Source organism: Ralstonia sp. 110700041-2, from assembly GCF_056280165.1.
Window position 1 is genome coordinate 115199 of record NZ_JBSFAI010000016.1, and the last position, 20313, is coordinate 135511.

At 59.5% G+C, this 20313-nt stretch carries 22 protein-coding genes and 1 tRNA gene; 17 read left to right on the plus strand and 6 right to left on the minus strand.

Features of this window, described 5'->3' with window-relative positions:
• Positions 1–10: 10 nt before the first annotated feature.
• Positions 11–439 carry a large conductance mechanosensitive channel protein MscL gene (mscL, locus tag ACUXH0_RS21850; RefSeq protein WP_012436552.1) on the minus strand — a complete coding sequence of 143 codons (429 nt, stop codon included), beginning with the start codon at positions 437–439 and terminating at the stop codon, positions 11–13.
• 245 nt (positions 440–684) lie between these two features.
• Here mscL and petA point away from each other — a divergent pair, with 245 nt between their 5' ends.
• The 13 genes from petA (at position 685) to ACUXH0_RS21915 (ending at position 11486) form a co-directional block, all read left to right on the plus strand.
• Positions 685–1293 carry a ubiquinol-cytochrome c reductase iron-sulfur subunit gene (gene petA / locus ACUXH0_RS21855; protein WP_004634643.1) on the plus strand — a complete coding sequence of 203 codons (609 nt, stop codon included), beginning with the start codon at positions 685–687 and terminating at the stop codon, positions 1291–1293.
• A complete protein-coding gene (locus ACUXH0_RS21860; RefSeq protein ID WP_024542174.1) occupies positions 1293–2696 on the plus strand; it encodes a cytochrome b in 1404 nt (467 codons plus the stop codon). The genes petA and ACUXH0_RS21860 overlap by 1 nt, the downstream gene beginning before the upstream one ends.
• A gap of 37 nt (positions 2697–2733) precedes the next feature.
• A complete protein-coding gene (locus ACUXH0_RS21865) occupies positions 2734–3477 on the plus strand; it encodes a cytochrome c1 (protein WP_004634646.1) in 744 nt (247 codons plus the stop codon).
• A gap of 150 nt (positions 3478–3627) precedes the next feature.
• Positions 3628–4239, plus strand: a complete 612-nt coding sequence (locus ACUXH0_RS21870) for a glutathione S-transferase N-terminal domain-containing protein (RefSeq protein ID WP_004634649.1) — start codon at positions 3628–3630, stop codon at positions 4237–4239.
• A 70-nt stretch (positions 4240–4309) separates the two neighbouring features.
• Complete coding sequence (locus ACUXH0_RS21875; RefSeq protein WP_004634651.1) at positions 4310–4807, plus strand: ClpXP protease specificity-enhancing factor; 498 nt, start codon at positions 4310–4312, stop codon at positions 4805–4807.
• Positions 4808–4836: 29 nt separating this feature from the next.
• A tRNA-Thr gene (locus ACUXH0_RS21880) sits at positions 4837–4912 on the plus strand.
• Positions 4913–5102: 190 nt separating this feature from the next.
• The gene (locus tag ACUXH0_RS21885; RefSeq protein WP_182594618.1) at positions 5103–6317 is read left to right on the plus strand and encodes a tyrosine-type recombinase/integrase; all 1215 of its coding nucleotides are present in this window, start codon (positions 5103–5105) and stop codon (positions 6315–6317) included.
• 187 nt (positions 6318–6504) lie between these two features.
• Positions 6505–7470 (plus strand): hypothetical protein, encoded by a 966-nt coding sequence (locus ACUXH0_RS21890; RefSeq protein ID WP_182594617.1) that lies wholly within the window; start codon positions 6505–6507, stop codon positions 7468–7470.
• Between the two features lie 195 nt (positions 7471–7665).
• A complete protein-coding gene (locus tag ACUXH0_RS21895; RefSeq protein ID WP_259393742.1) occupies positions 7666–7956 on the plus strand; it encodes a helix-turn-helix transcriptional regulator in 291 nt (96 codons plus the stop codon).
• 11 nt (positions 7957–7967) lie between these two features.
• Positions 7968–8351, plus strand: a complete 384-nt coding sequence (locus ACUXH0_RS21900) for a hypothetical protein (protein ID WP_182594616.1) — start codon at positions 7968–7970, stop codon at positions 8349–8351.
• Between the two features lie 10 nt (positions 8352–8361).
• The gene (locus tag ACUXH0_RS21905; RefSeq protein WP_182594615.1) at positions 8362–8721 is read left to right on the plus strand and encodes a hypothetical protein; all 360 of its coding nucleotides are present in this window, start codon (positions 8362–8364) and stop codon (positions 8719–8721) included.
• On the plus strand, positions 8718–10100 hold the full coding sequence (locus ACUXH0_RS21910; protein WP_182594614.1) for a DUF3987 domain-containing protein: 1383 nt from the start codon (positions 8718–8720) through the stop codon (positions 10098–10100). Before ACUXH0_RS21905 ends, ACUXH0_RS21910 begins: the two co-directional genes overlap by 4 nt.
• 108 nt (positions 10101–10208) lie before the next feature.
• Entirely contained in the window at positions 10209–11486 is a 1278-nt protein-coding gene (locus tag ACUXH0_RS21915) for a YagK/YfjJ domain-containing protein (protein ID WP_182594613.1), read from the plus strand.
• A gap of 308 nt (positions 11487–11794) precedes the next feature.
• Here ACUXH0_RS21915 and ACUXH0_RS21920 read toward each other — a convergent pair whose 3' ends face one another.
• A complete protein-coding gene (locus ACUXH0_RS21920) occupies positions 11795–12505 on the minus strand; it encodes a MobA/MobL family protein (protein WP_182594612.1) in 711 nt (236 codons plus the stop codon).
• Between the two features lie 514 nt (positions 12506–13019).
• Here ACUXH0_RS21920 and ACUXH0_RS21925 point away from each other — a divergent pair.
• From ACUXH0_RS21925 to ACUXH0_RS21935, 3 genes are all read left to right on the plus strand, one after another.
• Complete coding sequence (locus ACUXH0_RS21925; protein WP_182594611.1) at positions 13020–14927, plus strand: DUF262 domain-containing protein; 1908 nt, start codon at positions 13020–13022, stop codon at positions 14925–14927.
• 198 nt (positions 14928–15125) lie between these two features.
• Entirely contained in the window at positions 15126–15674 is a 549-nt protein-coding gene (locus tag ACUXH0_RS21930; RefSeq protein ID WP_259393740.1) for a hypothetical protein, read from the plus strand.
• A gap of 132 nt (positions 15675–15806) precedes the next feature.
• Complete coding sequence (locus tag ACUXH0_RS21935; RefSeq protein WP_182594610.1) at positions 15807–16181, plus strand: PHA-granule associated protein 4; 375 nt, start codon at positions 15807–15809, stop codon at positions 16179–16181.
• Between the two features lie 278 nt (positions 16182–16459).
• Here the strand turns inward: ACUXH0_RS21935 and ACUXH0_RS21940 are convergent, their stop codons facing one another.
• Positions 16460–16705, minus strand: a complete 246-nt coding sequence (locus ACUXH0_RS21940) for a helix-turn-helix domain-containing protein (RefSeq protein WP_049286011.1) — start codon at positions 16703–16705, stop codon at positions 16460–16462.
• Between the two features lie 126 nt (positions 16706–16831).
• Between ACUXH0_RS21940 and ACUXH0_RS21945 the strand changes: the two genes are divergently transcribed.
• Positions 16832–18034, plus strand: a complete 1203-nt coding sequence (locus tag ACUXH0_RS21945; protein WP_182594609.1) for a hypothetical protein — start codon at positions 16832–16834, stop codon at positions 18032–18034.
• Between the two features lie 101 nt (positions 18035–18135).
• Here the strand turns inward: ACUXH0_RS21945 and ACUXH0_RS21950 are convergent, their stop codons facing one another.
• From ACUXH0_RS21950 to ACUXH0_RS21960, 3 genes are all read right to left on the minus strand, one after another.
• Positions 18136–18432, minus strand: coding sequence for a hypothetical protein (locus ACUXH0_RS21950; RefSeq protein ID WP_182594608.1), 297 nt, complete (start codon positions 18430–18432; stop codon positions 18136–18138).
• A gap of 119 nt (positions 18433–18551) precedes the next feature.
• Positions 18552–19334, minus strand: a complete 783-nt coding sequence (locus tag ACUXH0_RS21955) for a hypothetical protein (protein WP_182594607.1) — start codon at positions 19332–19334, stop codon at positions 18552–18554.
• Between the two features lie 56 nt (positions 19335–19390).
• Positions 19391–20167, minus strand: a complete 777-nt coding sequence (locus ACUXH0_RS21960) for a hypothetical protein (protein WP_182594606.1) — start codon at positions 20165–20167, stop codon at positions 19391–19393.
• Positions 20168–20313 lie beyond the last annotated feature (146 nt).

Sequence of the window (20313 nt, forward strand, 5' to 3'; positions counted from 1 at the left end):
CGACGTCCGATTACGGCTTGTTCTTCAGGCTGTCGCGAATCTCGCGCAGCAGTTGGATGTCTTCTGGTGTTTCGGCGGGGGCAGCCGGCGGGTTGGCGTCGATCATGCGCGTGATGGCGCGCACCATCAGAAATACGATAAACGCCAGAATCAGAAAATTGACCGCCACGGTGATGAAGTTGCCATAGGCGAAGACCGGCACGCCTGCCTTCTTCAAATCAGCCAGGGTATGCGGCACACCGGCGGGCGCCTCTGCCAGCTGGATGAACAGGTTCGAGAAATCCAGCTTGCCAACGATGCGGCTAATCAGCGGCATGATCAGATCATTGACGAGCGAATCGACGATTTTGCCGAACGCCGCACCGATGATCACGCCTACTGCGAGGTCGATCACGTTGCCGCGCATCGCGAATTTTTTGAAGTCTTGCATCAGTGCCATCGGTTTTCTCCGGATTGTTTGATTCGAGACAAACGGTCAAGCTAGCGAACGGTTGACCTGAATTGTTGAAAGCGAGGTTGCAAGAGACATGCCGAAGCCTTGCCTGGACTGGGCTGGAGGGCAATCGGTGCGACCACTATATCCGCAACGGACGCCCCCCGCGACCGCTACCGTTGGCTAGGTACGCTCGGGTATAATTTTTGGTTGACGCGAATCTATCTTGATTTCTCACCCTGGGGTCTTGCATGAGTGACCAGCAAAACGTGGACAAGGGTCGCCGCAATCTATTGATTGCGACGTCCGTGGCTGGTGGTGTGGGAGGGGTTGCAGTTGCGGCCCCTTTCGTTTGCACATTCGCACCATCTGAAAAAGCCCGCGCAGCGGGCGCGCCCGTAGAGGCGGACGTGAGCGACCTGGCCCCGGGCCAGATGAAGGTGGTGGAATGGCGCGGCAAGCCGGTCTGGCTGCTCAAACGCACGCCGGACATGCTGGAATCGCTCAAGAAGACCGATAACGAAGTCGCAGACCCCAAGTCCGACGTGCCCTTCACCATGAAGACGCCGGACTACTGCAAGAACGAAACCCGCTCCCGTGCCGAGCATAAAGACCTGCTGGTCGTGGTCGGCATCTGTTCCCATCTTGGTTGCTCCCCGTCTGGTCCGTTTCCCGCGGGCGCCAACGTGCAACTCGCCGCAGACCCCGGCTTCGTCTGCCCGTGCCACGGCTCCACGTTCGACCTGGCTGGCCGCGTGTTCAAGAACAAGCCCGCGCCGCAGAACCTCGACGTTCCGCCGTACATGTTCCTGTCCGACACGAAGCTGGTGATCGGTAAAGACGAGAAAGGAGAGGCTTGATCATGGCCGAGAAGAAGGTGGAGACAACCGGGCTGCTGGGCTGGATCGATGCGCGCTTCCCGGCATCGGAGCTGTGGAAGGCGCATCTGTCGGAGTACTACGCGCCGAAGAATTTCAACTTCTGGTATTTCTTCGGATCGCTGGCGCTGCTGGTGCTGGTGATCCAGATCGTCACGGGCATCTTCCTGGTGATGAACTACAAGCCGGACGGCACGCTCAACGCCGCCGGCATTCCCGTCGCCTATGCGAGCGTGGAGTTCATCATGCGCGAGGTGCCGTGGGGCTGGTTGGTGCGCTATATGCACTCAACCGGCGCTTCGGCGTTCTTTATCGTCGTGTATCTGCACATGTTCCGCGGCATGCTGTACGGCTCGTACCGTAAGCCGCGCGAGCTGGTCTGGATCTTCGGCTGCCTGATCTTCCTGTGCCTGATGGCAGAAGCCTTCATGGGCTATCTGCTGCCGTGGGGTCAGATGTCGTACTGGGGCGCGCAGGTCATCGTGAACCTGTTCTCCGCCATCCCGCTGATCGGTCCGGACTTGTCGCTGTGGATCCGCGGTGACTACGTGGTGTCGGACGCGACGCTGAACCGCTTCTTCTCGTTCCACGTCATCGCCGTGCCGCTGGTGCTGCTGGGCCTGGTGGTGGCGCACATCATCGCGCTGCACGAAGTGGGTTCGAACAATCCGGACGGCGTCGAGATCAAGGCCAAGAAGGACGAGCGCGGCATTCCGCTCGACGGCATTCCGTTCCACCCGTATTACTCGGTGCACGACATCGTCGGCGTGGCGGTGTTCCTGTTCATCTTCAGCGCGATCGTGTTCTTCGCGCCGGAAATGGGCGGCTACTTCCTGGAAGCCAACAACTTCATCCCGGCAGACTCGCTGAAGACGCCGCCACACATTGCGCCGGTCTGGTACTTCACGCCGTTCTACTCGATGCTGCGCGCGACCACGTCGGACTTCCTGCCGTGGTTGTGGGGCTTCATCGCGATCATGCTGGGTCTGCTGTTCGCTCGCACGAAGAGTATGAATGTCAAAGTGGTGGCCGTGGCTGTGGCCGTGATCCTGGCACTGGGCTTCAAGTTCATCGACGCGAAGTTCTGGGGCGTGGTTGTGATGGGCGGTTCGGTGGTGATCTTCTTCTTCCTGCCGTGGCTGGACCACTCGCCGGTCAAGTCGATTCGCTATCGCCCTGGCTTCCACAAGACGCTACTGATCCTCTTCGTGATCGCCTTTGCGGTCCTGGGTTACCTGGGCATTCAGCCGCCGAGCCCGGTCGGTTCGATCATCTCGCAGATCGGCACCATTCTGTACTTCGCGTTCTTCCTCGCGATGCCGATCTGGAGCCAGATCGGGACGTTCAAGCCAGTGCCCGAGCGCGTCACGTTCACGCCGCACTGATAGAGCCCGCGCACAAGGACCCATGAAGGACACAAGAATGAAAAAGCTGCTTGCGATTTTCGCCTTGGCCGGTCTCGTGTTTGCCGCGCCCGTGATGGCCAATGAGGGCGGCGTGCCGCTCGATCCGGCGCCCAACCAGTCCAGCGACACGTCTGCGCTGCAGCGCGGCGCCAAGCTGTTCGTCAACTACTGCCTGAACTGCCACGGCGCGAGCGCCATGCGCTACAACCGCCTGCGCGACATCGGTTTGAGCGAGGAGCAGATCAAGCAGAACCTGCTGTTCTCGTCGGACAAAGTCGGCGACACGATGCACATCGCCATGGACCGCGAGGACGCAAAGAAGTGGTTTGGCGCCGTACCGCCGGACCTTTCGGTGATCGCCCGCGCGCGCGGCAGCGACTGGCTCTACACCTACCTGCGCACGTTCTACCGTGACGACACGCGTCCGACCGGCTGGAACAACCTGGTCTTCGACAAGGTCGGCATGCCGCATGTGCTGTGGGAGCTGCAAGGCCAGCAAGTGGCGAAGTACGCCGAAGTGAAGTCCGAGCACGGCGAGGCCGAGAAGAAGCTCGTCGGCCTTGAGGTGTCGGTCCCCGGCAAGATGAACAAGGTCGAATATGACCAGGCGGTGGCCGACCTGGTCAGCTATTTGGACTGGATGGCTGAGCCCGCCGGCAACTTGCGCAAACGTCTCGGCGTCTGGGTACTGTTGTTCATTGGCGTGTTCTTCGTGCTGGCCTGGCGCCTGAATGCGGCCTATTGGAAGGACATCAAGTAAAATCCGTGTTTTCCGGGCAAGGGCTAGGCCGGTGGAGAACTGGCTCTAGCCCTTTGCCTTTTCGCTTTTTGTGCCGTGGCGATGTCATTTGTCGTCACGGTTGTACCGTCATCGGGCCGCCCCCGGCCCATGCGCCAAGGAACTACAACCATGATGGTCTTGTACTCGGGCACCACTTGCCCGTTCTCGCAGCGTTGCCGCCTCGTCCTGTTCGAAAAGGGCATGGATTTCGAGATTCGCGACGTCGATCTCTTCAACAAGCCGGAAGATATCGCGGTGATGAACCCGTACGGCCAGGTGCCCATCCTGGTTGAACGCGACCTGATTCTGTACGAGTCGAACATCATCAATGAGTACATCGACGAGCGCTTCCCGCACCCGCAGCTGATGCCGGCCGATCCGGTGCAGCGCGCCCGCGCCCGCCTGTTCCTGTTCAACTTCGAGAAGGAACTGTTCACGCACGTCTCCGTGCTCGAGAACGAAAAGGGCAAGGCCGCCGAGAAGAATCACGAGAAGGCACGTGCGGCCATCCGCGATCGCCTTACGCAGCTGGCTCCGATCTTCCTGAAGAACAAGTACATGCTGGGCGAAGAGTTCTCGATGCTCGACGTGGCGATTGCGCCGCTGCTGTGGCGCCTGGACCACTACGGCATTGAAGTCTCGAAGAACGCCGCCCCGCTGATGAAATACGCTGAGCGTATCTTTAGCCGTCCGGCGTATATTGAAGCGCTGACGCCGTCGGAAAAGGTCATGCGCCGCTGATTGCCGCCGGGTCGCGCCGCGCTCGGGTCGAGCCTGCGCGCGGCCGCGCCCAACGGTCACTGATTTCATCATGTCGGAAACTTCCACCAAGCCCTATCTGATCCGTGCAATCTACGAATGGTGCACGGACAACGGCTTCACGCCGTACATCGCTGTCTTCGTCGACAACAGTACCAACGTGCCGCGCGAGTTCGTCAAGAACGACGAGATCGTGCTGAACGTGAGCTTTGACGCGACCAGCCAGCTCGACATGGGCAACGAGTGGATCACGTTCCACGCACGCTTCTCGGGCGTGTCTCGCAAGATCGAGGTGCCGATCGAAAACGTGCTTGCTGTGTATGCGCGCGAGAACGGGCAGGGTATGGCATTCCCGGTGGAACGCAGCACGCCGACGGTGCAGGCCGCGACCGAACGCGAGAACAATCCGCCGCCCAAGCTGGCCGCAGTGGACTCCGAATCCATGCCTGCGCCGGTCCCTGCCGAAGCCGAAACTGGCCCGGAAGACGACCCGACACCGCCGAATGTGCCGCGCATCGGTGGCAAGCCTGCGCTAAAGGTCGTCAAGTAACGCGTGTTAGGTTAGAATCGCGTTTCTTTGCCGGCTTAGCTCATCTGGTAGAGCAGTTGATTTGTAATCATCAGGTGGCGGGTTCGAGTCCTGCAGCCGGCACCAAACACCTATCCAAGGGCATCCTTGGAAGTCTTGAAACCCGTGATAGCATAAGGCTTCACGGGTTTTTTATTCCAGCGTTGTCCAGCGCTGCCCGTCTGAATCCGGGGGCATGTGGGGGCACCTCTGGGGGAATCTGGTCATTTGGTAAGTGCCCCCGAGAAAAATGCCCCCTCGGGTTGTAAGGTGCCCCATGCCATTGACCGACATCGCCGTTCGCAAAGCGACGCCCCGCGAAAAGCCGTACCGCCTTGCTGATGGGGGTGGCATGTACTTGGAGGTCGCGCCCTCGGGCGGGAAATACTGGCGGCTCAAGTATCGCTTCGCTGGCAAGGAAAAGCGGCTCGCACTGGGCGTCTATCCGGACGTTTCGTTGGCGGTTGCACGCGAGAAGCGCGACGACGCGCGGAAGAAGCTCGCGGCCGACATTGATCCAGGAGAAGCGAAGAAAGCCGAAAAGCGGGCGGTACGTCTGGCGGCGACCAATTCCTTCGAGGCAGTTGCACTTGGCTGGATGGATGAACTCAAGCCGTACGTTACGGCTGGGTCGATGGCGAAGACCAAGGCTCGCTTCGAAAAGGACGTTTTCCCTTGGATTGGCAAGCGACCGGTAGCGGAAATCGATGCTCCTGAGGTTCTGACGGTCCTTAAACGGATCGACAGCCGTGGTGCCCGGTTCACGGCTCACAAGGTCCGAGGTGAGATCAGCCGCGCATTCCGCTATGGAATCAAGGAAGGCTATTGCAAGTTTGACCCGGCTCGTGATTTGGTCAATGCCATCCCACCGGCGCAGACGACGCACTTCGCTTCGATTACCGAGCCCGCGAAGGTCGGCGCCATGCTTCGGGCATTTGATGGCTTTTCCGGCACTTTCCCTGTTCTGTGTGCGCTGAAGCTTGCGCCCATGTTGTTCACCCGGCCTGGCGAGTTGCGCAAGGCCGAATGGGCTCAGTTCGATCTCGACAAGGGTGAGTGGCGATACCTTGTCACGAAAACCAAGACCGAGCATTTGGTTCCGCTCGCATCGCAGGCCGTTCAGATTCTGCGTGAGCTTCACGCACTGACTGGCAACGGTCGTTACGTCTTTCCGGGAGCGCGCTCGGCTCAACGCCCTATGAGCGATGCCGCAGTCAATGCAGCCCTGCGTCGCTTGGGCTATGACACGCGGACAGAAATCACCGGCCACGGATTTCGGGCGATGGCACGTACGATTCTTCACGAGGAATTGGAGCAAAAGCCCGAAGTGATCGAGCATCAGCTTGCTCATGCCGTGCCCGACACGCTCGGCAAGGCATACAACCGCACGAAATTCATCAAGGAGCGGCGGACGATGATGCAAAAGTGGGCGGATTATCTGGACAAGCTAAAGGCTGGTGCGGAGCTTATTCCCATAAGCGCCATGGGCTGATTGCCGTCAGCGATGGCGTGCTGATCTGGAACAAAAAACCCGCCGCTGTTCGTCACTTGTGGCTACGGTAGCAAAGCTACCCGGTGCGCCCCATATCGACTCGCCTTGGGGCACTCGCACCATATGACGACGTGTATTTCTGTCCTTATACTCGGTGAAACTTACGACACTGACATAAGGCGTACAAGTGCAAGCTCGCATTCAGCTCCCGCCCGGCACCCTCATTGAGTATCACAGTTTCTGCAAGGCTATCGCTCAAGCGGCCTACCCTGTGAGAGATCAAGAGCCTGAAGGCATCGAGTGCATCGTCGGCAAGGTGGTCAAACACCAGATTCCCATGGCGCAGCCGGCGATCAATCAAAGCTGGCCGTCTCAGGCTGGGTTTGAGCCCGCGCTTCTCTCCCAAGATGGCCTGACGCTGGACCAATTGTTGGTCTCAGAGCAACACGGCACACGCGAGCACGTCGCGCTGGAATTGCCGTTTGCGGATGCTACGCATCCAGCAGTCGTCGAGTTTTCGCTGCCCTATCAATTGGATGACCGCGACCGGCGTGCACTGGAAGTTGTATTGCCCCAATTGCCCCTGCTGCGTTACCCGATGACAGAGGACGATGCGATTGCATTCATGGATGCCTACTTCCGATTGCCCAACCATCCAGCATGGGAGCCGGTTTTGATGACCGCAGCGTATGTCGAACAGCAGCGTGGGTTGCGCGAGCGGCATTTCGATAAAGTCTTGCAAGCTCTGCGTGAGGAGTTTGCCGCAGGCAGATTGGTAGCGTGTACGCAATCGGGTCTTCCGGTGAAAGCGATGACCCTTCGCTGTTACATTCCGCGCCAGTCAGCCATCGATTACCTTGATCGACACGGCTTGCTGCACTCCGACATGACGGCAGAGGATGAGCCTGGCGTCGTGCTGCCTAAAGACTCCTCGGAACCACAGGGTACCGACAAGTGCGAGCTCACCGATAAGCAGAGGAAGGAACTTGTTGCCTACCGGAAAGCTCTGGAAATTGCTGTCCCGAAAGTGAAGGCGCCGACCAAGCAAACGGCGGAAGAATTCAACGTTTCCGAGAGCTACGTTCGTCGCCTGCTCCGAGAGGACAAGGCGCAGTCCACGACCAGTATTTTCCCCGTCACCAAGCGGAAGTAGTTCCGGGGCGAGTTCCGCCCCGTTCCGGCCTGGGCGCCTTCGAGCCTTGCTGGACAAGGGCGGACATGCCTCTCCATACAGGGCTTGCCCGGAACTACGGTTCCGGCCGAATTCTTCATCACTCACGGCACACGCCGGACCTCGGTGAACGAGTACAAACACTTCGTTCACCATCACAGTGATGGAGAAGTTCCCATGTCAAACCAACAAGCCTCTGCCGTTTCGGGGCAATCCAGTTCCTTCTATCGTGGAGGTGGCAACGATGCCAACTCCATGTCTCGCCAGCTCGACAAGGCACTGCGCATCTTGCGCATGAAACAGGTTGTGGAGCGTACGGGCCTGTCGCGTGCGACCGTGTACGTGCTGATGGCGACCGACCCGACCTTCCCCCGCAAGATTCACCTCACGGCGCGGTCGGTCGGATTCCTCGAATTCGACGTGGACGCATGGATCGCCTCTCGCGCACAACTGTGCGCATCGGTGTAAGGAGGCCCGCCATGAGCAAAGCAAACAAGCGCATTTCCAACGCCTCAACCGATGCGTTCGCCGACATCTTCGGCAAACTGCCTGTCGCGCCTAAGCAGGCAAATGCCGAAGCCACCGCTGACGATCAGCGCCGTGAAGGAGGTGGCGCAGGCCAGCAGGAATTGCTCGAAGCCATCGGGTCGTGTCTCGAAGAGGTCATTGATGACCAGCGCTATCGCTTCCAACACTGGCTCGATGAGCATAAGGCTGAGGAGGCACTGCGCTATACGTTCATCGAGCCTCAGATACGTGCGTGCGTGGCGCTCCTTCAGGCCATCTTGGACCATGTGCGCAATCCCAGTGGCGATGGCCTAGTGGCGACCAAAAAGAAGCGCCGTTCCGGCGCGGCATCGTAAGGGGGCGGACATGGCAAAACTGAATTCCCCCGACGGCTCGAAGAGCGACGTCGAAACGCTCAAGAAGGCAATCCGCGGCCTTGAGTCGCCAAAGGCCAAGCGTGACCGTGAGCGCGTAGCGTTGTTCACCGAGGTGTATCCGGCCATCCGTGACCAGTTGAACGCGGGCGTTTCGAAGAGCGCGATGGTCAAGACGTTGGCCGAGCACGACGTGTCGATTACCAACTTGAAGTTCGATGAGCTGCTCGCCGCCGAGGCCAAACGCCGCGGCGAGCCGGTGCCAGGCAAGGGCGCCGATATGTCCACCCAGGTTGCGTCGGCTGGTGAGTCCGCGCAAGCGCCGGGTGAGAACGAGAAGGAAGGCAAATGATGAACGCTCCCGCCTACCACGGTGGCGGGGCATTTATGCCCCTGCCATCTGTCTCCCCTCAACAACCGGTCGGCTACGGCTACTACGCCCCGGCCGTACCCTGGCAATTTCCCGGTGCGCTTGAAGCGGTGGCAGCTTTGCCGCCGCGTTTGAACAAGGTTGTTTGGAACCTTCACAACCGTTACGGAGGGTCGTTCGACATCGCCTTGGGCGACATGCTGGGGACGCTCAGCTTCGCTTGCCAAGGCGCTGGAAATGGGTGCGATAGCAAGGGGGACCCTGTGCCTTTGGGCGTGATCATCCACGTCATTGGTGTCCCAGCAAGCGGCAAATCAGTGATGCTTCGCCGCCTCCTGCAGCCCGTCATGGAGGCCATGCAGGACTGGCCGCATCAGTGGGAATTCGATGATTCGACGCCGCAGGGCATCAAGCGCGTGTCACCGGTGCTTGGCTTCTGTGGGCATCATGAGGGTGACGCTTTCTTTGATACTGCATTCGGGCGTGACTTCGCCCTGCAGATTGACTTGGGTGATGGATTTGTTCCGGTGATCACGCGATCGAAAGGCCATATTGGTGAACGCAAGACCAAGGGCGTGACGCGCTTCACCACGGTTGTGCTCATCCAGCCGGATCGGTATGAGGACTGGTTGGAGATGCGTCGCAAGAAGGCGCTGGGATCAGGCTTTCTTCAGCGCGTTTGGATGGTTCGATCGTACGCGAAGGTTGATAAGAGCGCGATCGGTCGATACCCGCAAGCAGAGGGTGGTCTGGAGGACTGGGACATTCGCGTGTCCGAGCTGCTCGAACAGAGCAAGGCCAACGGCAACCTCGGTCTCGCCAATCTGTTCGCGATGGATGTGGCGATGGAGGCAAGCCATGCGCAGAACCAGGCGCAGTCCCGATATGACTTCATGGCCGAGCAGGGTCCGCTTGCACAAGCGCCGGCCGTGGCCGCTCGCTACCACGAGATCGTCAGCGTATTGGCCACGCTTTTTCAGCTCTACGAGGGTTCCGGCCGCGTCGTCACGCTAGACATGATGCGCAGCGCCATAGTCGTGGCGGACTATCTGGTTGGTCAGTGGTTGGGCGTCGTTTTCCCGCCCACGCCTACGCCTGTGCCGCAGGACGAACTGGACGCACATGTCCTTTTGCCGCCGATTCTCCAACTGTTCCGTGCAGCGGGCACAACGTGCATGCGTGAGTCGCAAATCGTGTCGTTGGCGAAGAACATGAAGTGGATGCCGCAGCGTACGAAGAAGGCGCTGATGGCGATTTACGCGTCAGGTCAACTCTTGCTGGTGCCACGCACGATCAACGGTCATAGCGTCGACGTGGTGGAGTTGCCCACCTCCCCCTCGTATCTGCCGTCGGGGATCTGATCCCCTCCGCACGCCCGTCCACCGTCCGGTGGCGGGCATTCCCTCCTGCACGCTGCGCAGCGCGACTGCGCAGCTTTGTGCCGGCACACTCGATGCCGCAACTCCATCATGAACCAACTGAACCTACCCAGCACCATCGATCAGCGTACCCTTTACGGGTGCGCCGCATTTGCTAACCGCTACCTGAATTTCGTCGTCGAACGCGACGGCGTCGCATTCCGCCAGGACGGCCCGAACATCGCCCTTCTGGCTTCGCTCGATCGTTTCGTATGGGCGGCATTGCAAACCGAGCTTGCACCATTCCGCCTCCGGGGGGAGATGTACTGGAAACGGATGCGTGAACGGGATACGGATGGCGAACTGCGTATTGTCCAGGTGCCCGCGTACGCGCCGACCGCCTTCCCGAATCCGTCGTTTCCGGGCTCGGATCGTCTGGTGACGCTTCTGGCATCCATCAAGGACTGGCTAATGTCGCACCCTGCGGCAAAAGACTTGCTCCTTCCGCCGCACCTACGGCTGCTGCTGGACGTGTTCTTTGATCACCCGATCAGCCCTAGCACAGAGCGTGATCCCAATGCGCTTGCAGAAGATACCGGTCGCAGTGTGGCGGAGGTCTGCAACGATTTCGTGGACCAATTCCGTCAGGCCATGCTGACCAAGAAGTTTTTGCGGCGGGAGTTGCACAACTGGTATTTTGGCAGCCGTGAGAACCTGATGAACCTGCACGCGTACCTGGATGATCTGTTCACCCGGCATCCCAGCCTGACCGTTCTGCATCTTCGGCTGCTGCATGCTTCGGCGCCTGTGGGGGACCCGCGCTATGACCTTCAGGCACTTCGTGATTGCCGTACAAAGCTCTTCGACCGCATGCGAAGGAACCCGGCGCTATTCGCGGCCAAGCCCGGGTACGTCTGGGCCATTCTGCCGTCACTGGACGGCCGGTACGACCTCCATTTGACGCTGCTGATCGACACGGACGCCCTGCGCAAGCTGCTTGATGACAAACGGGTGGAGGCGGAGCTGGCCGGTGCGGTTCTGAAGGACTATGCAGACATGGTCGGTGCGTACTGGGTGGAGGTGACCGGAGGACAGGGACGCTATTTCCGCAGCGACCGGGAGAGACTGTTGTATGGCCAGGATTGGGTGCATGGGGAAGTCCGCACCGATGACGCTGTGCTACGCGAAAAGCTCAAGGACGTGCTCGGCTTCTTGGCTGTGCGCCGTGCTCTGGTACGCTTGACCAGCGAGCCTGATGGCGAATATTTCGGCATGCGCGAGCGCAAATCGCGGGTTTCGCACTCGTCCGTCGAGGGCGGCAAAAATGCGGTACCGAACGGTGAAGGTGCATGGACGAATGTGCTGGAAATCAGTGTCCGAAACCCCTAACCCCTTGTCGGGGCAAGGTCGCTGATTTTGCCGGCTTCCGGGTGGGGTGGGTGTGCCGCCCTCGGTGGTGTCGGCTGTCGACGAGCAGTTACGCCCTCGGTTCCTGAAAATTTTGGGAGAAAAATTCGCAGAAAAATCGCAAGAAATTTGCAAAAAAATAATCGAGGCCTTGCTCGCGTGACGATGACGCCGTTGATCGGATTGTTCGTCACTGCCAAAAACAATCCGAGACCGTCTACGATCGGCGTGAGACGCCGTTCATGACCACGTGAAACGGCGTCTGCATCCCCCTCTGAATGCTGTCTAGCCTACGCCGGAGCGTGTCGATTGGTGACGTATCGTTCCTTGTCTTCAGTCGACATGTTCCGGATGCGAGCTGGCCCAAGGTGCCGTTCCGGTTTGCGATCGATGCCTTGGGCCTTCAGGCTTCGGTGATCGACACGTGCGGAGTGTCCCGCTTTCTCCAACGCTGCGTTCTGCAAATCGGCGCACGTTTTGCGCATGGCAATGACCTCGTCCCGCAACGCAAGCCGATTCTTTCCGCCGCTGCCCTTCCTGCGCCCACCGCGTTCAGGATGCTCTGCGTTGTAGCGGCTGAATGTCTGCTCAGGAGAGCGATTGATGCCGTCTGGCATTCTGTCCGAGAACATGACATGGACGTGGGTATTGGTGGCGTCTTCGAGGGACGCGTCCGGTGCGTGAACTGCGTACTCGTAGGGGCGAGTGCCAACTAATCCTTTGATCAAGTCATCGACCAGCGCTTTTTGCTGCTCGTTGGTCAACTCATTCGGCAGTGCTATTACGTGCTCGCGATAGACAGCGCCATTTTCCCGCTCGTGTTTGTCACCTGTCTTCCAGTACAGAGATGGTGTATCTCCGACCCACTCCGGCATGTTGCCATGCCCCTCGTCGATTAGGTCTTCTCGACGGCTATGTTTCCCTTTCCGAGTGATGTAGTCTGCGTGACCTGCTGCGGTTCCCTTCTTGCCGCTCTTGATCCGGTGGTGAAAGCTTGCCATGGTGTTACTACCCTTTCTCTAGCGTAAATAAAAACGCCAGCGAAGCTGTCTTCGCTGACGGCGAGAGGGGTGAGTAATCATTGAGCTTCTTGTGCTTGTGAATAGAAACGGTAAGTGCGCATCCTTAATACCTATCCCTACCTCTTCCATTCGAGGTACTCATCAAGCAAGCAGCAGATCAACTCTCCCCACATACCATGCAAGGAGAAGTAAAAAAATACTTGGTACAGTAAACAGACCGAAGAGACCGACTACCGGAACACGGCGATCTGGGCGAGCAGATCACGTTCTCTTGATGCGGGTCCTCGTTGAATCGCCCCGGCTTTCGAGGAGGCGGGTTTTAAGTGATACCGCTGCAATGGTCTCGCTGGCAAGCTGCCGCCAGTAGTTTGTCATAGCTTCGGCCGCCCGGATGTTCCCGATGGGCACCAAGTGACAGCTTCTGGGGTGGGGCAGTTTTCGATGCAATCCTGGGTTAGGATTCAGTGCAAATCAACGCTGTCACGTACAGATCATGGAAGCCAATACTCGAAAGCTGGAACGGATTTTCGACCAGACAATAACTTATCAGGTGCCACTGTTCCAGCGTCCTTACGTCTGGACTCAAGAAGCCAACTGGGATCCGCTTTGGGAAGATATCCAAGTCCTCCTCGACAAGCATCTACTCGGCGCGAAGGTGCATCCTCATTTTCTCGGTGCTGTCGTGCTGGAGCAACTGGCGAACCAGACGGGTTCCATCGAAAGCCGCCAGGTAATCGACGGTCAGCAACGATTCACAACGCTACAGTTGTTTTTGATCGCCGCGCGCGATCTGGCTACCAGCCACGGCAGCACTAAATATATCGAGCGCTTCACGGACCTAGTCGCGAACCGTCGCAGCAAAATCGACCATGATGATGAAGTCTTCAAGGTCTGGCCGACAAACAGCAACCGAGTCGCATTCCGCGTGGTTCATGAGGCTGGCTCACCCGCCAATATCGATAAAGCTGTGAAGTTGCGCGCTGAACTGAATGATGGGTCGAACAACATCATTGGTGGTTACAAGTTCTTTCATTCGCAGCTATCAAGTTGGCTGAGTGGGAGGCTGGATGATGACGAAAATACAGACGTGCTGTTGGAAAAAAAGATTGATGACCGATTTGACTCTCTTTGGCACGTTGTCAAGGATTACCTTCAGGTTGTCGTGATCGATCTGGATAAGAACGATGAGACACAAGTCATCTTCGAGACGCTTAACGCGAGAGGTGAGGACCTGCTGCCCGCCGATCTCATCAAGAATTTCCTCTTCCGGCGTGCGGCGTCTGATGGGGAGAACGTCGAAAAACTCTACGTTGACTATTGGCAACAGTTCGAGACCACTTGGTGGCGCAGTGAAGTGAAGCAGGGTCGGATTACCCGTCCCCGTGTTGATGTCTTCATCAACCACTACCTTGCGATGATGACCCGTGACGAAGTCAGGTCGTCACATCTGTTCAACGCCTTCAAAGCCTTTGCGGACCAATCCGAATCAATTGACGGCTCTCTGCTCGTCGTACCGAAAACTGCGGCGGAGCACATTGCACAGCTTTCCCGTTATGCGGAGGTCTTCAAGACCTTTTTCGAACCAGAGAAGCACAGGCGGCTAGCGACGTTCTTGATACGGTTGGAAGCTGTCGATACAACCACGGTGTTCCCGTTTTTGCTGTACGCACATGGTGAGCTGGTGCCGGAAAATACAGGTGAATTCGACAAGATCTTGGTGCTCGTAGAGTCGTATCTCATACGGCGCATGGTCTGCAATCTGACCGGTAAGAACTACAATCGCTACTTCGTGGATCTGATTCGGGTGCTGGACAAGAAAGGAACGCTCACCGCTGATGCGCTTGCTGAGCACATGGGGAAAAGCGCGGCGGACAGCACCCGGTACCCAGATGACAAATCCTTTCATGCAGCAATCGCAGGCTTACCACTGTACGGTCGGTTGGCGCAGTACAAGGTGCGGGCCATTCTGGAGGCGCTCGACGCGTTTGCGCACACGTCCAAGAGTGAAGTGCAGCCACTGCCTTCCGGCTTGACCATTGAGCACGTGATGCCCCAGACATGGAAGACACATTGGCCGCTTCTTGATCAAGACAAGATCGATCCTGAGACGGGGAAACTTGATCCCCTCTCGGAGCAAAAGGCCATCCACCGAAGGGAACGGTTGATCAATACCTTGGGCAATCTAACCCTTATCACCGGCAGCTTGAATCCATCGTTGTCGAACTCACCTTGGACAACGAAGCGCCCCGAACTACTGAAATTCAGCAAACTCAATCTGACCCAGTATTTCCATGGCGACCATGCGGGGAACTGGGGTGAAGATGCAATCGAGAAGCGAACGGCCCACCTCTACGATCAACTCGTCCAGATTTGGCCGGCACTTCCCTCTGCGGCATGCTGAGTGCCTGTAGTTCCGCTCAACTTCGTCCGTCAGTTGATCATGACGCTCGTCCACTGACGGACGGCCATTTCCGTTGTCATCGGTGTCCAGGTCATTCCTCCTGCATTTCTTCTTGCTGTGGAGAGCCATGAGCCCGGAAAGTACAATGTCCATTGACTGCCGTTCAATGGGATAGATGTGCAAAAAGGGGATCACTGGTTGTTCGTCACGCTGTGTGTGACGGTCTTGGCTTCACTTCCGGCGCATGCGCGCAGGAACAAAGGGGGCATAGAGGATGCCGCAGGCGCCTATGTCGCCGTCGCCCCGATTGAACGGGCACGGCCCAGTCCCGGACTGACTCCTGGTGCCGTTGATCCGCGCGTGACGCAGGCCAACATCCGGGAGACGATCTGCGTGCGCGGCTACACCAAGACAGTGCGCCCGCCACAGCGATTCACGCGTGACCTCAAGGCGCGACAGATCCGGCAGTACGGCTATGCCGACAAGCGACTGCGTGACTATGAAGAGGACCATCTCGTTGCGCTGGAGATTGGTGGCTCGCCGGATAGCTCAAAGAATCTCTGGCCGCAGCCTCGGCACGTGATCGGCAACTGGGGCAGCCAGGCTAAGGACAAGCTGGAGAACCGTTTGCACACGTTGGTGTGTCACCGCAAGATTTCCTTGGCGCAGGCCCAGTGGGAGATGGCGCACAACTGGATCGCAGCCTACAAACGCTATGTTGGCACCAAGGCGCCGGCTTATCGCTAGACGTCATCACCCGATTGATGGACCGACAATCGCATGACGACTTCGCTAGTTTCCATGCACACTGACAATTATCGTCTGACGGATGCTGCCGCTGGCCACACGTAGGCGCTCACGAATTGAGCAGGGGAAGGAATGGCAACGGCACGTGCTGGTACGAGAGAAGAGGCGCTGTTGCTGCTGACGACGGGTGGAATCGAGGTCGTCGAACTGGACTACGAAGCTGGCTGGCAAGACGCCATCGAGCTGGGCCGCATGGGGCAGAAGGTCGGGGTTCGCGTGGAGTTTCGCGGCCAGGAAAACATCGCCGTGCACTCGCTGATTGCGCTGGTGGTCGGGCTATCACGCCTCAAGCTAACGTTTCGTCAGCGCAATCTGTATTGTCTGTTTGATCTAGACGCCTTGCCGGCAGGCGAGCTGGTGAAACTAGAAGCCAAGGCTGCCGTCCTAGGGGACTACATCCTTGCAGGCCACCTGTTGCGCGATGTGGATGGTCGCTGGAGGGAGTAGTTCTCCCTCAATATCGACGGTGCCCCAGTCCCGCATAATGCGTTCGGAATATTTCTACTGCACTGGGACATAGCGCTACCCAAGCAGATCGCCCTGTGTGAGCGCCGTAGTTGTTGCCAGTTAAGTGGCGCCGGGAGTTCAGCGATGCGGGAGCAGTTCACTCGGATGGAAACGATGCTCCCAACTTTCCAGGCTCCCTGCAAGACGGGTTCACCGAGCGCTTACGCCTAGACGGTCTCCATGCTGTCGAAGCCGTTCGGCTTCACTTCGATAACGCGCTACAACCCCGCCTCTGCCAGCAACTCCGACGGTTTGCAGTCGAGTGCCTGTGCAATTCGCAGCACGTTGAGCAGCGTCACATTGCGCTCGCCGCGTTCGATCTTGCCCATATGGGAGCGATCGATTTCGGCGCGGTCGGCAAGGGCCTCCTGCGAGAGCAGGGCTGCCTTGCGCCGCGCACGTACGGCTGCACCGAGCAGCGCGAGCTGACCGTCCTTGTCTGTTTTGAATGACACCCTTGGCATGCCGCAATCGTCACGTTATGATTGCTTTACAGCCACGGTATTTACGACCCATTTTTCCTTGGGAAGTGCCCTCCTTTGGCGTCGTTTCCAACCACCACACACTCTCTAAATCTGTCGCCGACCCACATGAAAACAGCCCTGGCACATAAGAAGATCCGTTTCCTGACCCTTCCCAGCGCACTGGCCATGTCGGCCGCGCTTGCCCTGGCGGCATGCGGCGGCGGAGATGGCAGCAGCACATCTACGGCGGGCAGTGGCACATCTTCCGGGCCGGCGCCGCAGGACACGGTCAGCCAGTCTTCCGCCGCGCTTGTCGCGCAGATGGGCGCTACCGCCGTGCCAGGCACGACTGCAACCGCACAGGCGTTCGATCTCACCGCCGATATCGGTGACACGTGGCGCCTGCTGCTGAACCAGAACGGCACATTCACGATCAAGGTGCTGTCCACCCAGTACAACCTGACGGACACCTCGGGCACGTTCACGCAATCGACCAGCGGCAATATCGTCACGTACACCGGGGCGAATAGCAGCTTCACGCTCAAGCTCGACACACGCACCCAGACCATTTCCGGCACCGTCACGCTGGGTTCGCATACGTCGGGCGTGGCGGGCTCGGGCTACACCGTGCCGGCCGATACCACCAAGCTCGCGGGCGACTACTTCTACATTGGCGCTACCCGCAACGCGAGCAATGGTGGCTCGCCGTCGTTTGTGGGCGGCACGTTTCGCATCGCAGCCAACGGTACCGACATGACGTTGTGCGACAGCGGCCTGATCAACGCATCGGGCTCGTGCGACGCGGTGGCAGGCAGCAACTCACCCGGTCAGTTCGCTCTCAAACTGGTGAAGAACACCACGGACGGCCTGACGCATGTCCAACTGGCGGGTTCGGATTTCGGCCTGCTGAGCTTCCAGGCTGGCGATCGCGGCCCGGTTCTGCAGATCGACCGCTTCGGCTACAACCAGGCCACGCCACCCGTGCTGCGCACCGGTGCGGTGTTTGCGGCCAAGCAGCAGGTGCTCGCCGGGGCGGAGGCCAACGGCACGTGGGAATGCATGGATCGCGGCACGCTGATCGGCACTGCCACGTTCAACGGTACGACCGTGCAGACTGCGGACACCACTGGGCAGCCGACGGCGGAAACGCTGTACTACAACAAGATCAGCACGAATACCGGGCTGGTGGCTGTCAACGGGGCTGCAACGTCGGTGGTGAATGGTCAAGCCGCCAGCGCGGGGGTGATCGTTCTGCCGCTATCGTCCAGCCTGCTCGTGGTCGAGCGTGATGCGGCGCAATCGGTGGCGGTCTGTCACCTGAAGGGCTGATCGCCTGAGCCGCCTCACTCGGCGGTAACCGAAACGCTCATGGTGCCGCGGGTGCCATGAGCGTTTTTTTTCATTGGGCGCGCCGTGCACGGCGACCAACATCAATTTCGCAGATAACGAGCGTAGGCTGCGCGGACGCCTGGGCTGACAGTAAGGATGGCCTCGCAGAGGCTGGGGAATTGCTCGAGCAACGCGAGCAGCGAATGGCAATCGGGCTCTGCAAGAAAACCGTCCTGCCGGCAGTCGACGACGCATTGGCTGGGGCCATCCCAGATCAGGATCTGCGGATACACCAGCGCGATGAAGACCTCGCCGATGTCGGCATTGCTGTCGCCCTTGAAGGGCTCGGGGATGGCGTCCTGAAAGAACCGCAGCGGTGTTTTCCGGAGGGCGTTCACGATAGCGGCGAACCAGCTGTGGTCATGAGAAGCGGCACTGTGTTTGCTCAGCGGGGGAGGGGGAACCGCACCATCGGCTGCAGATCGCGGCGGATGGTCCGGTTCTCCCAGGCACAGCGTTACTGTGCCGCCAGCACGTTGCCCTGCTTGTCGACCAAGGCGACCTTGACGATCTGCGCGGTGACGATCTTTTGCGCGGTGTCGGCGTTCTGGTAGTAGCCGTACACCGTGAGCTTGACCGCATCGTAACGGGCACGCTGAGCCTCGATAGAGCGCGCGGTGGCTTCACTGTCGACGCCCAGGTAGCGGAAGGCGTCGCCGTTGCTGAAGCCGAGTTTGTACTCACCGTTGTCGAAGAAGTAGCGGTAGGCGCCGGTCTCCCATAGCGAGTTGTCCAGCGGGAAGCCCTTCTGCGCAAAGCTGTATTTCCCGATGGGATTGGGGATCGTCATCTTGAAATAGCGGCGTGACTTGGCAGCGGCGATGTCGGCATCGATCTTGGGTGTGAGTGCGGCGAGCAGGTCGTGCTTGCGGAACTCGTCGGTCGCGCGGGCGTAGTCCTTGGAGACGCTGTTGGCGACTTGCGCATAGTCGGGCGGCATGCCAGTGAGCGCTAGGTACGCGTACATGAGCTGGTTGCCGCTATCGAGCGTGATGTAGCTGCCGTCGGGCGTGGCCTTGTCAGCCTTCGGCAACGCTTCGCGCGCAGCGGCTGTTTGCGCGTCACGCACGGCCTGCGGCGAGGTGGCCTGGGCCAGATTGGGCGTGGTCGGGGCGGCGGTCTGGGCCTTGGTGGCATCGGTTGCCTTGCCGCCACAGGCGGCCACGGTCAGGCCGCCGGAGAGTGTAAACAACAGCGCGCAGGCGCGGGCAATGTGGCGGGTGGAGCGGATCGTCAGCATGGTGAATTCCGGGAGTCGGTTGGCAGGGATGCGTAAAACGTCGGGGGAAGGGGGGATCAGCCGCGCTTGGCGAAGAACTTCAGCACACCGGTGGCCGCGAAATACAGGCTCACCGCGCAGCCGAGATAGCCGCCTGCACCAATCGAGATCGCACGCATGACCTCGCGCGTCATGGCACCGACGACGTTGGCCGCGCCGCTGCCGCCAAAAGCCATGGCCGCGCCCTGCGCCTGCGACAGGCTGCTGCTGATGCCCGAGTAGAAGGCAACGCCAATCCCGAGCAGGAACAGCAGCGGCAGGCAGTTGGCCAGCTGCGCGCGCGCGTCGCGCACGAAGTACGAGGCAGCGGGGCCCGCCAGCGCCACGATGCCCAGCACGCCGTACATGCCGGCGCTGCCGCCGTTGCCGCTGAGCGCCGCCATGGCATCGCCAGAAGCATTGAGCACGCCCAGCAGTTTCCACAGGCTCATGCCCATCTTCATGCCCGGCGTCAGTTGCACCGATACCGTGTTCAGCGCAAACCAGGCCACCGCCAGCAGGCCGGTCCCCACCAGCGTGCCCGTGCCCACCCGCGCCGCCAGTTGGCCGCCACGGGCCTTGACCGCCGCCACGGCTTCGTCGGCTTTCTCCCGTGCGAGCTGGGCGTCTGGTACCGCAAGCAGCGTGGTGAGCGCGCCGCCTTCGTCAAACTGCGCATCGACCGTCATGTTCACGGCAGGCGCTTCATTCGAGCGCCAGATGCCTTCAAGCGTGAACGGATACTGACGGCCGTTGACGATGACCAGGCCAGGGCCGGTGCGCGTATCGCGCAGGATCTTTCCGCGTTGCTGCATGGTGTGTTCTTCCTGTTGGATGTTGCCGTGAAGTGGTGTTTCCACAGGCGTTGCGCATCGCGCGGTCGTGCTGTGGATACTCTCTATTCGCAGCGACGATGCGAAACCGGAAGACAATTTTTTGAGGCAGGCCGCCGCGCGGGGGC

Excerpts from the sequence above, each read along its gene's own strand:
- mscL (WP_012436552.1), bottom strand. The coding sequence starts at position 439 with ATGGCACTGATGCAAGACTTCAAAAAATTCGCGATGCGCGGCAACGTG.
- petA (WP_004634643.1), top strand. The coding sequence starts at position 685 with ATGAGTGACCAGCAAAACGTGGACAAGGGTCGCCGCAATCTATTGATT.
- ACUXH0_RS21865 (WP_004634646.1), top strand. The coding sequence starts at position 2,734 with ATGAAAAAGCTGCTTGCGATTTTCGCCTTGGCCGGTCTCGTGTTTGCC.
- ACUXH0_RS21870 (WP_004634649.1), top strand. The coding sequence starts at position 3,628 with ATGATGGTCTTGTACTCGGGCACCACTTGCCCGTTCTCGCAGCGTTGC.
- ACUXH0_RS21875 (WP_004634651.1), top strand. The coding sequence starts at position 4,310 with ATGTCGGAAACTTCCACCAAGCCCTATCTGATCCGTGCAATCTACGAA.
- ACUXH0_RS21885 (WP_182594618.1), top strand. The coding sequence starts at position 5,103 with ATGCCATTGACCGACATCGCCGTTCGCAAAGCGACGCCCCGCGAAAAG.
- ACUXH0_RS21895 (WP_259393742.1), top strand. The coding sequence starts at position 7,666 with ATGTCAAACCAACAAGCCTCTGCCGTTTCGGGGCAATCCAGTTCCTTC.
- ACUXH0_RS21900 (WP_182594616.1), top strand. The coding sequence starts at position 7,968 with ATGAGCAAAGCAAACAAGCGCATTTCCAACGCCTCAACCGATGCGTTC.
- ACUXH0_RS21905 (WP_182594615.1), top strand. The coding sequence starts at position 8,362 with ATGGCAAAACTGAATTCCCCCGACGGCTCGAAGAGCGACGTCGAAACG.
- ACUXH0_RS21910 (WP_182594614.1), top strand. The coding sequence starts at position 8,718 with ATGATGAACGCTCCCGCCTACCACGGTGGCGGGGCATTTATGCCCCTG.
- ACUXH0_RS21915 (WP_182594613.1), top strand. The coding sequence starts at position 10,209 with ATGAACCAACTGAACCTACCCAGCACCATCGATCAGCGTACCCTTTAC.
- ACUXH0_RS21920 (WP_182594612.1), bottom strand. The coding sequence starts at position 12,505 with ATGGCAAGCTTTCACCACCGGATCAAGAGCGGCAAGAAGGGAACCGCA.
- ACUXH0_RS21925 (WP_182594611.1), top strand. The coding sequence starts at position 13,020 with ATGGAAGCCAATACTCGAAAGCTGGAACGGATTTTCGACCAGACAATA.
- ACUXH0_RS21935 (WP_182594610.1), top strand. The coding sequence starts at position 15,807 with ATGGCAACGGCACGTGCTGGTACGAGAGAAGAGGCGCTGTTGCTGCTG.
- ACUXH0_RS21940 (WP_049286011.1), bottom strand. The coding sequence starts at position 16,705 with ATGCCAAGGGTGTCATTCAAAACAGACAAGGACGGTCAGCTCGCGCTG.
- ACUXH0_RS21945 (WP_182594609.1), top strand. The coding sequence starts at position 16,832 with ATGAAAACAGCCCTGGCACATAAGAAGATCCGTTTCCTGACCCTTCCC.
- ACUXH0_RS21955 (WP_182594607.1), bottom strand. The coding sequence starts at position 19,334 with ATGCTGACGATCCGCTCCACCCGCCACATTGCCCGCGCCTGCGCGCTG.
- ACUXH0_RS21960 (WP_182594606.1), bottom strand. The coding sequence starts at position 20,167 with ATGCAGCAACGCGGAAAGATCCTGCGCGATACGCGCACCGGCCCTGGC.